Annotated in this window: 11 protein-coding genes; 7 read left to right on the top strand and 4 right to left on the bottom strand. The window is 65.9% G+C overall.

Annotated features, from left to right (window positions below):
• Positions 1 to 165 precede the first annotated feature (165 nt).
• Together I6F12_RS04290 and I6F12_RS04285 are read left to right on the top strand one after the other, a co-directional pair.
• Positions 166 to 1,323, top strand: a complete 1,158-nt coding sequence (locus tag I6F12_RS04290) for a GGDEF domain-containing protein (RefSeq protein WP_225127245.1) — start codon at positions 166 to 168, stop codon at positions 1,321 to 1,323.
• Positions 1,324 to 1,386: 63 nt separating this feature from the next.
• Entirely contained in the window at positions 1,387 to 2,490 is a 1,104-nt protein-coding gene (locus I6F12_RS04285; RefSeq protein WP_036023133.1) for a DUF2336 domain-containing protein, read from the top strand.
• Between the two features lie 112 nt (positions 2,491 to 2,602).
• Here the strand turns inward: I6F12_RS04285 and I6F12_RS04280 are convergent, their stop codons facing one another.
• Positions 2,603 to 3,241 carry a DUF1109 domain-containing protein gene (locus tag I6F12_RS04280; RefSeq protein WP_036023131.1) on the bottom strand — a complete coding sequence of 213 codons (639 nt, stop codon included), beginning with the start codon at positions 3,239 to 3,241 and terminating at the stop codon, positions 2,603 to 2,605.
• Between the two features lie 2 nt (positions 3,242 to 3,243).
• On the bottom strand, positions 3,244 to 3,789 hold the full coding sequence (locus I6F12_RS04275; RefSeq protein ID WP_036006032.1) for a sigma-70 family RNA polymerase sigma factor: 546 nt from the start codon (positions 3,787 to 3,789) through the stop codon (positions 3,244 to 3,246).
• Between the two features lie 290 nt (positions 3,790 to 4,079).
• Between I6F12_RS04275 and I6F12_RS04270 the strand changes: the two genes are divergently transcribed.
• The 5 genes from I6F12_RS04270 (at position 4,080) to I6F12_RS04250 (ending at position 8,841) form a co-directional block, all read left to right on the top strand.
• Positions 4,080 to 4,736 (top strand): hypothetical protein, encoded by a 657-nt coding sequence (locus I6F12_RS04270; protein WP_109144412.1) that lies wholly within the window; start codon positions 4,080 to 4,082, stop codon positions 4,734 to 4,736.
• A 109-nt stretch (positions 4,737 to 4,845) separates the two neighbouring features.
• A complete protein-coding gene (locus I6F12_RS04265) occupies positions 4,846 to 5,625 on the top strand; it encodes an enoyl-CoA hydratase (protein ID WP_036006037.1) in 780 nt (259 codons plus the stop codon).
• Between the two features lie 187 nt (positions 5,626 to 5,812).
• Entirely contained in the window at positions 5,813 to 7,243 is a 1,431-nt protein-coding gene (locus tag I6F12_RS04260; RefSeq protein ID WP_109144413.1) for a TolC family outer membrane protein, read from the top strand.
• Between the two features lie 25 nt (positions 7,244 to 7,268).
• Positions 7,269 to 7,826, top strand: coding sequence for a hypothetical protein (locus tag I6F12_RS04255; protein WP_225133441.1), 558 nt, complete (start codon positions 7,269 to 7,271; stop codon positions 7,824 to 7,826).
• A gap of 52 nt (positions 7,827 to 7,878) precedes the next feature.
• Positions 7,879 to 8,841, top strand: coding sequence for an amidohydrolase family protein (locus I6F12_RS04250; RefSeq protein WP_036006044.1), 963 nt, complete (start codon positions 7,879 to 7,881; stop codon positions 8,839 to 8,841).
• 3 nt (positions 8,842 to 8,844) lie between these two features.
• Here I6F12_RS04250 and I6F12_RS04245 read toward each other — a convergent pair whose 3' ends face one another.
• Together I6F12_RS04245 and I6F12_RS04240 are read right to left on the bottom strand one after the other, a co-directional pair.
• Positions 8,845 to 11,961, bottom strand: a complete 3,117-nt coding sequence (locus I6F12_RS04245) for a CusA/CzcA family heavy metal efflux RND transporter (protein WP_225155570.1) — start codon at positions 11,959 to 11,961, stop codon at positions 8,845 to 8,847.
• 29 nt (positions 11,962 to 11,990) lie between these two features.
• A complete protein-coding gene (locus tag I6F12_RS04240; RefSeq protein WP_225155569.1) occupies positions 11,991 to 13,241 on the bottom strand; it encodes an efflux RND transporter periplasmic adaptor subunit in 1,251 nt (416 codons plus the stop codon).
• Positions 13,242 to 13,264: the final 23 nt, after the last annotated feature.

Genomic DNA, 13,264 nt, shown 5'->3' with positions numbered 1-13,264 from the left:
CTTCGGCTCGACCGCAGCGCACACGATGCGTGATCATCGGTAAAATTCTCACGCTAGATGATCGCCTTGTTCCCTGCTGCACGGTTCGGATTCGATTTCAAAGGATACCAAACCTAAAGGCTTGCCACGTAGGTTTTTACGCTGACATCCACCATTGGCGGGACCATGGGTACGGCCGCGACGTCCTTTCCAGAGAGGAATGCCGCAGAGGTCGCGGATCTCGTCCTTGCGCCCGAGACGACGGCGCCCGAGGTCAGGGCGCGCCGCGTCTGGCAGCGTCGCCAGATGTATATCGGCCAGGTCGCGAGCTACTCGCTGGGCGGCGCGGTCCTGCTGCTCTACGCCTATGACGGCGCGGTCTCCATGGCCGTTCCGACGCTGTTCTGGCTCGGCGGCCTTCTGATCATCGGGACTTTCACGGTGCTGTCGGAGGCCGGTTTCGGCGACCGTTTCGACGATCATTACCTCACCGTCTATCAGATCTCGCTGCATATGGCGCTGCAACTGGTGTTCCTGCTCGCGGTGCCCACCATCGGGGTCGCGTTCCTTGCCGTATTGTTTCTGATCTTCGCGTTCGGCACGCTGCGGATGACGTCGAGCCAGGCCATGCTCACCTGGGGCCTCGCCACCTGCGGGCTCACCGTGGTTTTCCTGGGATCGGACCTGCCGATCGGACTGCCGGTCGCGACCCGGCTGCAGCGGACCGCCTCGATGCTCTGCTTCGTGCTGGTGATCGGGCAGTGCGCCTTCCTCGGCCTGTTCGGCGCCACGTTACGCAAGATCCTGTACAAGCGCAGCATCGAATTGAAGGCCGCCTATCGACGCATCGAGGAACTGGCCGAGCTCGACGAGCTCACCGGCTCCTACAACCGCCGCTGCATCATGCGGCTTCTCGACACCGAGATCGAAAAGTCGCGGCGGGCATCCACGCCCTTCGCGATCGCGCTGATCGATCTCGACTGGTTCAAGCGCATCAACGACGCTTACGGCCATCCCATTGGCGATGAGGTGCTGCGCACCTTCGCGATCACCATTTTCGCCAACATCCGCCCGGCCGACAGTTTCGGCCGCTACGGCGGCGAGGAATTCCTGCTGCTGCTGCCGGATACGTCGGGCGACGTCGCGCTCCGCACGCTCGAGCGCCTGCGCGGCATCGTCGCCGATCTCGACTGGGGCGCGTTCTCCCCCAGCATGCGGGTGACCATTTCCGCGGGCGTCGTGACGCTGCGCGACGTCGATACTGCCGACACGTTTCTCGCGCGCGCCGACAGCGCGCTCTATTCCGCCAAGGCGCGAGGGCGCAACTGCATTGCAACGAGCTGACCGATCCATTTTCCTCCGGTGCGACGGAAGCCGCTGCCGGGCCGACCGCTCCAGGACAGAGCAATGAGATCCAATTCCGCAAGACCATCCGAAAGCCTGCTCGAGGAGTTGCAGGCCGCCCTCTCGCACGGCACCGTCGCGCGCCGGTTGGAGACGCTCCGCCGCGTCACCGATCTCTTCGTGGGCAACGCGGTCGACTATTCCGACGACCATATCCGCGTGTTCGACGACGTGTTCCAGTGCCTGATCGAGCAGATCGAGACGTCGGCCAAGGCGCTGCTCGCCGAGCGGCTCGCGCCGATCGCAGCTGCGCCGCCGCAGATCATCCGCACGCTCGCGCTCGACGAGGTGATCGAGGTCTCCGGCCCCGTGCTGTCGAAGTCGGAGCGGCTGGATGAGGCAACATTGGTCGAGATTGCGCGCACCAGGAGCCAGGCGCATCTCAAGGCGATCTCGCTGCGGCGGACGCTGTCGGAAGCGCTGACCGACGTGCTGGTGGCGCGGGGCAATGAGGACGTGGTGCAGTCGACGGTCGGCAATCCGGGCGCGCGGTTCTCGGAGGAGTGTCTCGCCGACCTCGTCGTCCGCGCCGAGCGCGACGACGACCTCGCCGGCTGCATCGGCCTGCGGCCCGACCTGCCGCGCCATCACTATCTGAGGCTGGTCGCCAAGGCATCCTCGAGCGTGCGCACGAAGCTCGCGGCTGCGCATCCCAAGCTCGCGGACGAGGTGTCGAGGGCCGTCGAGGAAGCGGCCCAACGGGTTCGCGCCGTCGCCAGGACGAAACAGACGGAGATGGCTCGCGCGCTGGTGAAGTCGCTGCACGAGGACGGCCGCCTCAACGAGCTCCAGGTCGCCACCTTCGCCGAGCAGGGCAAGTTCGACGAGACGAACGCGGCGCTGGCCGCACTCGCAGGGATCGCGGTCGAGACCGCCGAGACCATGATGATCGAGAGCCGCACCGAAGGCGTGATGATCCTCGCCAAGGCCGCGGGCATGCAATGGTCGAGCGTGCGCGCCATCATCGCCTTGCGCGAGAAGCTCTCCGGCGGGTCGCAGACCGACATGCTGAAGCTGCGCGACACCTATGAGGCGCTGCGCCCATCGACCGCGCAACAGGCGCTGCGCTTCCACCGCATGCAGTTGCACGCGACGCCGGCGGCATGAAGCCGGCGCGACTAAAGCGCGATGAGATTTCGATGGATCGTCATCGCGCTTTAGGTTGTTGGTTGCGCATGATCTTTCCGGAAAACCGCTTCGCACTTTTCCGGATCATGCTTTAATACCGCAAGACCCTCGATCCGACCGCCGCGCCGATCGCCGTCACCAGCGCGGTTGCGAGCGTGTACCAGGTCGCGACGAACAGCGGGGAATCGTCGGTGCAGTGCGAGGCATAGAGGGTCGCCGCAAGTCCCGCCGACACCAGCCCTGCGAGCGCTCCGGCGAGCGCGGGACTAGACGGCGCGCCGTGGCGCAGGCCGAACAGCGCCCCCGCAAGCAGCGGCAGCGCCATTGCGGGGATCGCGACCATGCAGACCCTGGAGTTCTTACCCACCAGGCGCATCGTCATCGGCATCGCCGGCGCCATCATCGCCTCGCTGCCAATCGCCACGGCGAGCAGCCCGACGGGAAGCAGCAGCAGCCAGCCCCAGCCGCGCAGCAGGGCTTCGGGACGCGACAAATGAAGGCTGACGATGATGGCGGGGATCGCGAGCGACAACGTCACCGCGAACTTCATGTCGAAGAACGGGTTGCGCATGGCGCTCATGACGTCGGCGCGCACGCCGAAGAACGTCACAAAGATCAGGATCGACAGCGGCGCAGCCACCAGCAGCGCCATGCTCAGCACGGCGCCGACGCGGGGCGCGCGATGCGGATTGTCGGCGGCGAGCGAGCGAATGAGTTGATCGGTGTCCATGATCAATGGTCCCGCAATTTGGCGGTCAGCGCCGCAAGTCCGCGATGCAGCGCGACCCGGACCGCACCCTCGCTCATCGACAACCTTGCCGCCGTATCCTTGATCGAGGCGGCCTCGACCGCGATCGATTGCAGCACGTCGCGCTGACGCTGCGGCAGGGTTCCGAGCTGGGCGGCGACCTCGCCGGCTGAAGCGGTGTCCTGCGGCGCCTCGCCCGGCAGCGTCTCGGCGAAATCGTCGATGTTGACGAACACGCGCCTGCCGCGCCGCCGGAGCGCATCGATCAGCTTGTTGCGGCCGATCGCAAACAGCCAGGGCGCGAAGGGGGCTTCGCTGTCCCAGGTATGCCGCTTCAGATGTACCGCCAACAGAATCTCCTGCACGATATCCTCGGCCTGGTCGGGCGGCTGACCCGCCCGCGCCAAGCCACGCCTCGCGGCGGCCCGCAGCACCGGCGCGACTGCCTTCAACAGACGATGATACGCCGCATCATCGCCAGCCATGGCCGACCGCATCAGGCCGGTCCACTCGTCCTCACGTCCGCGCACGCGCGCCCCTCACCATGCAATTCGGCCGCTCTTTCAATTTGTTACGCGGGCGCCAAACATATCACGAATTCGTGATCAAGATCCGGGCCGCGCGACCGATGCGGCCGCAAACATCTGCGACGGCTCTTAACACCGATCGGTGCGTCCTGCATCGGGCGGGCGGCTGCGGGAGGGGTCTGCCGCGTTTTTGCCCGGTGTAGCCCGAAGATTCCCATTTTCTGCCCCGCTGTCGTCACGCCCCGGGGTCTCTGTTCGCTGCCGGGACGGGCGGAATTGGGGAGATCGTCGACATGATGAAAACCAGCGCGCGCGCGGCCCTGATCGTTTTGGCCGGGCTTGTCTTGCTATCCGGGGGCCTCGCACAGGCGGCGCCGAACTCGGCCGCGGGCAACAAATCGGAGAGCGCCGACAAAGGGGCCGATACGGCCAAGCACCGGCGCCAAGACTCGCGCCGCACCGACAGCAGGAAGACGGGGCAGAAATCCGAGGACAAGGCCGACAAGAAGGACACGGCGGCCAAGCCCGACGAAGCCAAGAACGACAAGGCCGACAGTCAGGTCCCGGCCTCGAGCCAGCTGGCTCCGGAGGTCGCCAACGCCAATGCGCAGCTCGCCGCCGACACGCCGACTGCCGCGGCAGCCTCCGCGATGACGAACCGCGCCAACGACAACGTCCAGGCAGCCGCCGATAATACCAGCGCCGAGAGCCCCGAAAGCCAGGTCGTCGCGCCCGATCAACTCAACGACATCGATCGGGCCTTGCAGGAGACCCGGCCGCCGCAGAAGGCGGTGATCGCCGCAACCGAGGCGCAGCCGCGGCCGGCGCCGGTGATGGCCAGCAGCCAGCAGAGCTCGGCCTGGGACCAGAGCTCCCTGATCGGCAAGATCTTCATCGGCGTCGGCACATTGCTGACCCTGGCCTCCGCCGCGCGCATGTTCATGGCCTGATGGCCGGTTCCGCCGGGACGCGACCCCGCGCGCGTCCCGCGTCCGGCCCCCTTGAAGGCATCCGCGCCAGCGGGCACATTGCCCGCTCAATCGAAAGCGTGGGTGGAGCATGAGCACGTTCGAACACATCATCGTCGAGAGCGTCGGCGCGGTCGGCATCGTCAAGCTGAACCGGCCGAAGATGCTCAACGCGCTCTCGTTCGGCGTCTTCCGCGAGATCGCAGCTGCGGTCGACGATCTCGAGGCCGATGACGCCATCGGCTGCATCGTCGTGACCGGCAACGAGAAGGCCTTTGCCGCCGGCGCCGACATCAAGGAGATGCAGCCCAAGGGCTTCATCGACATGTTCTCCGAGGATTTCGCCGCGATCGGGGGCGACCGCATCGCGCGCTGTCGCAAGCCAACCATCGCCGCGGTCGCCGGCTACGCGCTCGGCGGCGGCTGCGAGCTCGCCATGATGTGCGATTTCATCATCGCCGCCGACACCGCGAAGTTCGGCCAGCCCGAGATCACGCTCGGCACCATTCCCGGCATCGGCGGCACCCAGCGGCTGACGCGCGCGATCGGCAAGTCCAAAGCCATGGACCTCTGCCTCACCGGCCGGATGATGGACGCCGCCGAAGCCGAGCGCTCCGGCCTGGTCAGCCGTATCGTACCCGCCGACAAGCTGATGGACGAGGTCATGGCGGCCGCCGAGAAGATCGCCGCGATGTCGCGCCCTGCGGCCGCGATGGCCAAGGAAGCGGTGAACCGCGCCTTCGAGACCACGCTCTCCGAAGGCATGAGCGTCGAACGCAACCTGTTCCATTCGACCTTCGCGCTCGAGGACCGCTCGGAGGGCATGGCGGCGTTCATCGAGAAGCGCAAGCCTGTGAACAAGAACCGGTAGCGCACGAGCCGGTCAGGCCGGTGTAAGGCTCTGGCGCTTTCCCGCGCACAGCCTGTGACGCGCCTGCAACAAGCACGGAATACATGGGAGTTTTGCCCGCGGCAGTTTGCCTGCGGGACCTCGGCTGGCTAAACAGTTAAGAGGCCATCGTCGGCGGGGGCGGACAGCCGGGGTTAAGCGAGATTACATGATTGGGCGTACCGCCAGAGCTGGTCGCGGGGTGACGCGACGTCGATCGGGCGCGGGTCATGCGCTTGCGACATGGACCACGCTGGCGTTCTCGTGCGCCCTTCCCTCCGCGGCATGGGCCGAAGCACTGCCGGACGCCTTGGCAAAAGCGTATCAGACCAATCCGCAGCTCAATGCCGAGCGTGCGCGCCAGCGCGCCACCGACGAGAACGTGCCGCAGGCGCTGGCCGGCTACCGGCCGCAGATCGTGGCGAGCCTCAGCGCCGGCCTGCAATCGGTGCGCAATCTGTTGCCGGACAACACCATCCAGACCGGCAATCTGAAGCCCTGGATCATCGGCGTCACCGTGACGCAGAGCCTGTTCAACGGCTTCCGCACCGCCAACGGCGTGCGGGCCGCCGAGCTCCAGGTGCAGTCGGGCCGCGAAGCGCTCCGCAACGTCGGCCAGGGCGTGCTGCTCGATGCGGTCACCGCCTACACCAATGTTCTCGCCAACCAGTCGCTGGTCGAGGCGCAGCGCTCCAACGTCGCCTTCCTGCGCGAGACGCTCTCCGTCACCCAGCGCCGGCTCAATGCCGGCGACGTCACGCCGACCGACACCGCGCAGGCCGAGGCCCGCCTCAATCGTGGCCTTGCCGATCTCAACGCGGCCGAGGTCGCGCTTGCGGTCAGCCAGGCCACCTATGCGCAGGTGATCGGCAATGCGCCCTCGCAGCTCAGGCCTGCCGAGGCCGTCGACCGCTATCTGCCGAAGAGCCGCGAGGATGCCATGACGATGGCGATCCGCCAGCATCCGGCGGTGATGGCCGCCAGCTTCGACGTCGATGTCGCCTCCACCAACATCCGCATCGCCGAAGGCACGCTGCTGCCGAGCGCGACGATCCAGGGCAGCGCCAGCAAAAGCCGCAACAACGACCCGGCGCTCAGCACCCTCGCCGAGGACCAGGCTTCGATCGTCGCCAATGTCACCGCGCCGATCTACGACGGCGGCCAGGCCGCGGCGCAGACTCGGCAGGCCAAGGAGATCACGGCGCAGAGCCGGCTCGTGCTCGACCAGGTGCGCAATCAAGCGCGTACGGCGGCGGTCAGCGCCTGGGTTGCCAACGAAGGCGCCAAGATCACGGTCTCGGCCTCGGAGTCCGAGGTGAAGGCGGCCACCGTCGCGCTGCAGGGCGTGCAGCGCGAGGCCGCCGGCGGCCAGCGCACGACGGTGGACGTCTTGAACTCGCAGGCCGACCTGATCCAGGCCAAGGCCCGCCTGATCGGCGCGCAACGCGACCGCGTGATCGCCTCCTACACGCTGCTCAGCGCCATCGGCCATCTCGACGTCAAGACGCTTAACCTGAACACGCCGGATTATCTGCCCGAGGTGCACTATCACCAGGTCCGCGACGCTTGGCACGGCCTGCGCACGCCGTCGGGGCAGTAGCCTCAAATCTCTCTGGTGGATGCCGATGAAAAGCCGCCGCATCCATCTGATGGGAGCCTCGGGCTGCGGCGTGACCACGATCGGTCGTGCGCTCGCGGGGCAGCTTGCGCTGCCGCATCACGACAGCGACGACTATTTCTGGCTGCCCACCGTGCCGCCCTATCGGACGACCCGCCCGGCCGCCGACCGCCTGCGCCTGATGCACGAGATGTTCTTGCCGCGTCTCGACTGGGTGCTGAGCGGGTCCGTCACCGGCTGGGGCGAAGAGCTCGTTTCGTACTTCGACCTGGTCGTCTTCGTGAGCGTGCCGCGCGAGATCCGGATGATGCGACTGCGCGCCCGCGAGGCCGCCCATTTCGGCGCTGATGCCGTCGCGCCGGGCGGCTGGCGCCATGGCGAGACCGAAGACTTCGTCGAATGGGCCTCCCATTACGAAGCCGGCGATCGCGAAGGCCGCAGTCTCGCCAAGCACGAAGCGTGGCTCTCGGGCCTGCCCTGCCCGGTCGTGCGCGTGGACGGCTCACGTCCGCTTGCGGAGCTTGTCGAGCAGCTATGCAGCGAAGCGGAGCGGTTGCCCGGTTGATGTGATATTCTCCTCCCACTCGCCGATAAAAAAACAAACTGGGAGAGAAACCGTGCTCAGCCGACGCAGCGTCCTGCTTGCCTCCCTTGCGGCCGGAGTAGCCATGACCAGCAAAGCCCATGCCCGCGCGGCGCAGCCTGCGACGCCGATCAATTTCGATGTGCCGGCGCATGCCTGTGACTGCCACACCCACATTCACGGCGATGTCGAAAAATTTCCGTTCTTCACTGGCCGCGTCTATACGCCGGAGCCGGCTTCGCCGGAAGAAATGGCGGCGCTGCACAAGGCGCTGCATATCGAGCGTGTGGTGATCGTGACGCCGAGCGTCTACGGCACCGACAATTCCTCCACGCTGTTCGGCATGAAGGCGCGCGGCGCAACCGCGCGCGGCGTCGCCGTGATCGACGACAAGACGCCGGAGAGCGCGCTCGATACGATGCACCAGGACGGCTTCCGCGGCATCCGCCTCAATCTGGCGACCGGCGGCGTCAACGACCCCAATGTCGGCCGGCCGCGCTTCACCGCCGCCGTCGAGCGCATGAAGGCGCGCGGCTGGCACGTGCAGCTCTACACCACGTTGGCCATGATCTCCGCGATCAAGGACCTCGTTGAGACGGCGCCGGTGCCGGTCGTGTTCGACCATTTCGGCGGCCTTCACGCTTCGCTCGGGCTGGAGCAGCCGGGCTTCTCCGACCTCGTCGCGCTGGTGAAGTCCGGCAAGGCCTATGTGAAGATCTCGGGCGCCTATCGCTCGTCGAAGCTGGCGCCCGACTATCAGGACATGGTGCCCTATGCCCGCGCGCTGATCGCGGCCAATGTTGACCGCATCGTCTGGGGCACCGACTGGCCGCATCCGGATTCGAGCCGCGTCGAGGGCCGCAAGCCCACCGACATCGCGCCGCTCTATCAGATCGACGACGGCCGCCTGCTCAACCAGCTTCCGGTGTGGGCGCCGGATGCCGAGGTGCGCAAGAAGATCCTGGTCGACAATCCGGCGCGGCTCTACGGGTTCTGACGGTCAGCGCGCGCGGCGGGAGAAGAAGGAGATCAGCACCGGCAAGGTCACCAGAATCACGACCGGCGCCAGCATCATGCCGGTGACGACGACAACCGCGAGCGGCTTCTGCACCTGCGAGCCGATGCCTTCGGACAGCGCTGCCGGCAGGAGGCCGACGCCTGCGACGACACAGGTCATCAGCACCGGCCGGAGTTGCAGCTCGCCGGTGCGTACCACCGCGCTCATGCGGTCCATGCCCTCTTCGATCAGCTGGTTGAACTGCGACAGGATGATGATGCCGTCCATCACCGCGATGCCGAACAGCGCGATGAAGCCGATCGCCGCGGAGACGCTGAACGCGGTGCCCGAGATCAGGAGGCCGAGCACGCCGCCGAAGATCGCCATCGGGATCACGCTCATCGCGAGCAGTGTGTCGGTCATCGAGCCGAAATTAAACCAGAGCAGCACGCCGATCAGCGCCAGCGAGATCGGCACCACGATCGAGAGCCGCCGGATCGCGTCCTGGAGGTTGCCGAACTCGCCGACCCATTCCATGTGCGAGCCCGGCGGCAGCTGCACCTGCGCGGCGATTTTGTCCTGCGCCTCGCGGATCGCGCTGCCGAGATCGCGTTCGCGCACCGAGAACTTGATCGGCAGATAACGCTCCTGCTGCTCGCGATAGATGTAGGCCGCACCCGAGACGAGGCTGATGGTCGCGACCTCGCTTAAGGGGATCTGCGTGACGGAGCCGTTCGGCCCGGGCGCGCCGATCCGCAAATTCTGGATCGCCTCGGCGCTGCGGCGGTATTCCGGCGCGAGGCGCACGATAATCGGGAAGTGGCGGTCGCTGCCGGGCTCATAGAGGTCGCCGGCGGTGTCGCCGCCGATCGCGACCTTGATGGTCGCGTTGATGTCGCCCGGTGCAAGGCCGTAGCGCGCCGCCTTGGCGCGGTCGATGTCGATCTGAACGGTCGGCTGGCCCAGCGAGGTGAACACCGCAAGGTCGGTGACGCCCTGCACGGTGGCGAGCACGGACTTGATCTTGTTGGCGGTGTCGGTGAGAGCCTGGAGATCGCTTCCGAACAGCTTGATCGAGTTCTCGCCCTTCACGCCGGAGACGGCTTCGGAGACGTTGTCCTGGAGATATTGCGAGAAGTTGAACTCGACGCCGGGAAAGCGATCGTCGAGCTGCTTGAGCAGCTGCGCGGTCAGCTCTTCCTTGTCGCGGGTACCGGGCCACTGGCTCACGGGCTTCAGCGGCGCGAAGAACTCGGCGTTGAAGAAGCCGGCGGCGTCGGTACCGTCGTCGGGACGGCCGTGTTGCGAGACGACGGATTCGACCTCGGGCCGGGCGCGGATCACCTTGCGCATCTCATTGACGTAGCTGTTGCCTTCCTGAAGCGAGATGGTCGGCGGCAGCGTAGCGCGGATCCAGAGGTTGCCCTCCTCCAGCTTCGGCAGGAATTCGAGGCCGAGCAGCCGGGCGAGCGCGACCGTCATCAACACCAGACCGACCGCGGCGCCGAGGACGATGTTGCGGTTGGCGACCGCCCAATTCAGCACAGGCATGTAGAGCCGGTGCAGGATCAGCATCACCTTCGTCTCGGTCTCCTCGACATGCGCCGGCAGGATGATCGCGGACAGCGCGGGAGTCACGGTGAAGGTGGCAAGCAGGCCGCCGGCCAGTGCGTAGGCATAGGTCCGCGCCATCGGTCCGAAGATGTTGCCCTCGACGCCAGAGAGCGTGAACAGCGGCAGGAACGCCGCGATAATGATCGCCGCGGCGAAGAAGATCGATCGCGAGACGTCGGCCGCCGCGCTGAGGATGGCATGGCTCTTCATGCCGAACAGCGTCTCGGGCGACATATGCTCGGATTCCGACATCGGTGTCGTTTGCGTCAGGCGGCGGAAGATCGCCTCCACCATGATCACGGTGGCATCGACAATGAGACCGAAATCGATCGCACCGACCGACAGAAGGTTGGCCGATTCCCCGCGCAGCACCAGGATGATGACCGCAAAAAAAAGCGCGAACGGGATGGTGGCGCCGACGATCAGCGCGCTCCGGAGATCGCCGAGGAAGATCCACTGCAACAGCACGATCAGCAGGATGCCCACCACCATGTTGTGCAGCACGGTGTGGGTGGTGAGCTCGATCAGGTCGCCGCGGTCGTAGATGCGCTCGATGCGCACGCCGGGCGGCAGGATGCTGGAGTTGTTGATGGATTGAACGAGCTCGTGGACGCGCCTGATGGTCGGCGAGCTCTGCTCGCCGCGCCGCATCAGGACGATGCCCTGCACGATGTCGTCGGAATCGTCGAGGCCGGCAATGCCGAGACGTGGCTTCTGACCGACGGTGACGGTGGCGACGTCCTTCACCAGCACCGGATTGCCGCCGGTCTGCGCCACCATGGTGTTGGCGAGGTCGTCGATCGAGCGGATCAGGCCGACGCCGCGCACCACCGCCGATTGCTGGCCGATATCAACGGTGTTACCGCCGACATTGACGTTGGAATTGCCGACCGCCTGCAGCAGTTGCGGCAACGTCAACCCGTTAGCGACCAGCTTGTTGAAGTCGACCTGGATCTCGTAGGTCTTGCTCTTGCCGCCCCAGCCGGTGACGTCGATGACTCCCGGCACGGCGCGGAAGCGGCGCTGCAGGATCCAGTCCTGAATGGTCTTGAGGTCGAGCACGCTGTAGTTCGGCGGCCCGACGAGACGGTAGCGGAATATCTCGCCGATCGGGCTGAGCGGCGAGATCTGCGGCTGCACGTTGCCGGGCAGCGGCGCAAGCTGAGCCAGGCGGTTCAAGACCTGCTGCAACGCCTCGTCATAGGTGTAGGCGAAGGAGAACTGGATCTTGACGTCGGAGAGGCCGTAGAGCGAGATGGTACGGATGGTCGTGACGTTCTTCAGACCGGCAACCTGGGTCTCGATCGGGATCGTGATGTAGCGCTCGATCTCTTCCGCCGACAGGCCCGGGCTCTGCGTCACGATGTCGACCATCGGCGGAGTCGGATCGGGATAGGCTTCGATGTTGAGCCGGTTGAACGCGATCAAGCCGCCGATCAGCACGGCGACGAACATGCCGACCATCAGGAAACGCCGGTTGACGGCAAGGGCAACGAGACGATCCATTCAGGTCTTCAATTTTCTTGGGTCGTCGATCAGCTGCCGGAGGCCGCGCGGTCGATGAACAGACTGCCTTTGGTGACGATCTGCTCGCCGGGTTTCAGATTGCTGGTGACCTCGACGAGGTTGCCGTTGATGAGACCGATCTTGATCTGGCGCAGCTCGACCGACTTGTCCTCGCGCGCGACCCAGAGGCGGACCTTGTCGGCCTCGTAGATCAGCGCCTGCTTCGGCACCGCCGGCGCGGCGCGGTCGCCGGCCGAATAGATCGTGACGTTCGCGAACATTTCCGGCTTGAGCAGCCCGTCCTTGTTGTCGATCGTGGCGCGGACCTGCAGGCGGCGGGTGGCGGGGTCGATCGCGGCGGCAACGTAGTTGATCTTGGCGCTGAACGGACGGCCCGGCAGCGCCATCACGTTGACGGTGATGTCCTGCCCGATGCACACCGCGGCCGCATCGCTCTCGCGCACGAAGGCGGTGAGCCAGACCGTGGAGAGGTCGCCGACCACGAAGACCGGATCGCTAGCGCCGGAATTGACGTATTGCCCCGGGCCGATCTTGCGTTGCACGACGGTGCCGAAGATCGGCGAGTAGATCGTGATCTCCCGATCGATGACGCCCTTTTCCTGGAACGTCTTGATGGCCTCGTCGGTGAAGCCGAGGATGCGCAGCTTGTTGCGCGCGGCTTCCAGCGCCGCCACAGAGGAGCGCATGTCATTGCGCGCCTGCACCTGGGCCGCTTCCGCCTGCTGGTAATCCTTGAGCGGAATGGCATGGCCCTCGTAGAGGTCCTTGGCGCGCTTGAATTGGATGTCGGAAAGCTCGAGCGCCGACTTCGCCTTATTCTGCGAGGTCATCGCCGCGATGAAATCGTTCTGGGCCTGCACGGTGTCGGCGGCCTCGATCGTAAACAGCGGTTGACCTTGCTTCAGCGTCTCGCCGGGCTTGGCGAGCAGCTTGGTGACACGGCCTGCATAGGGCGAGAACACCGGCGTCGAACGATCCTCGTCGACCGCGACCTTGCCCTCGGTGACATACTCGGCCCGGAAGCTCCTGGCGGCGACCGGCTCGATCGTCAGCGTCGCCCATTCGGACGGTGTCGGCGTGAAGGTCTGCGCATTCCTGCGCGACTGGCTGGAGATCTCGGAGTGCTTCTTTGCCTTCGGGCCCGAAGAGAACAAGCCGTACGCTCCGACACCGGCGCCGGCGAGGGCTAGTAAAACTACGGATGCGATCACCCGTTGTTTTGCAATCACGTGCAATCGCTTGGTAATCTCAACTGCCATGGGGCCCGGTCGTGTCTGCGACG

The organism is Bradyrhizobium sp. IC4059, from assembly GCF_020193615.1.
GTDB lineage: Bacteria > Pseudomonadota > Alphaproteobacteria > Rhizobiales > Xanthobacteraceae > Bradyrhizobium > Bradyrhizobium yuanmingense.
The sequence above is the reverse complement of the archived record's forward strand: the minus strand, read 5'-3'. Positions and strand labels throughout refer to the sequence as shown.

Coding starts and splice junctions, on each gene's coding strand:
- I6F12_RS04290 (WP_225127245.1), top strand. CDS start 166: ATGGGTACGGCCGCGACGTCCTTTCCAGAGAGGAATGCCGCAGAGGTC.
- I6F12_RS04285 (WP_036023133.1), top strand. CDS start 1,387: ATGAGATCCAATTCCGCAAGACCATCCGAAAGCCTGCTCGAGGAGTTG.
- I6F12_RS04280 (WP_036023131.1), bottom strand. CDS start 3,241: ATGGACACCGATCAACTCATTCGCTCGCTCGCCGCCGACAATCCGCAT.
- I6F12_RS04270 (WP_109144412.1), top strand. CDS start 4,080: ATGATGAAAACCAGCGCGCGCGCGGCCCTGATCGTTTTGGCCGGGCTT.
- I6F12_RS04265 (WP_036006037.1), top strand. CDS start 4,846: ATGAGCACGTTCGAACACATCATCGTCGAGAGCGTCGGCGCGGTCGGC.
- I6F12_RS04260 (WP_109144413.1), top strand. CDS start 5,813: ATGATTGGGCGTACCGCCAGAGCTGGTCGCGGGGTGACGCGACGTCGA.
- I6F12_RS04255 (WP_225133441.1), top strand. CDS start 7,269: ATGAAAAGCCGCCGCATCCATCTGATGGGAGCCTCGGGCTGCGGCGTG.
- I6F12_RS04245 (WP_225155570.1), bottom strand. CDS start 11,961: ATGGATCGTCTCGTTGCCCTTGCCGTCAACCGGCGTTTCCTGATGGTC.
- I6F12_RS04240 (WP_225155569.1), bottom strand. CDS start 13,241: ATGGCAGTTGAGATTACCAAGCGATTGCACGTGATTGCAAAACAACGG.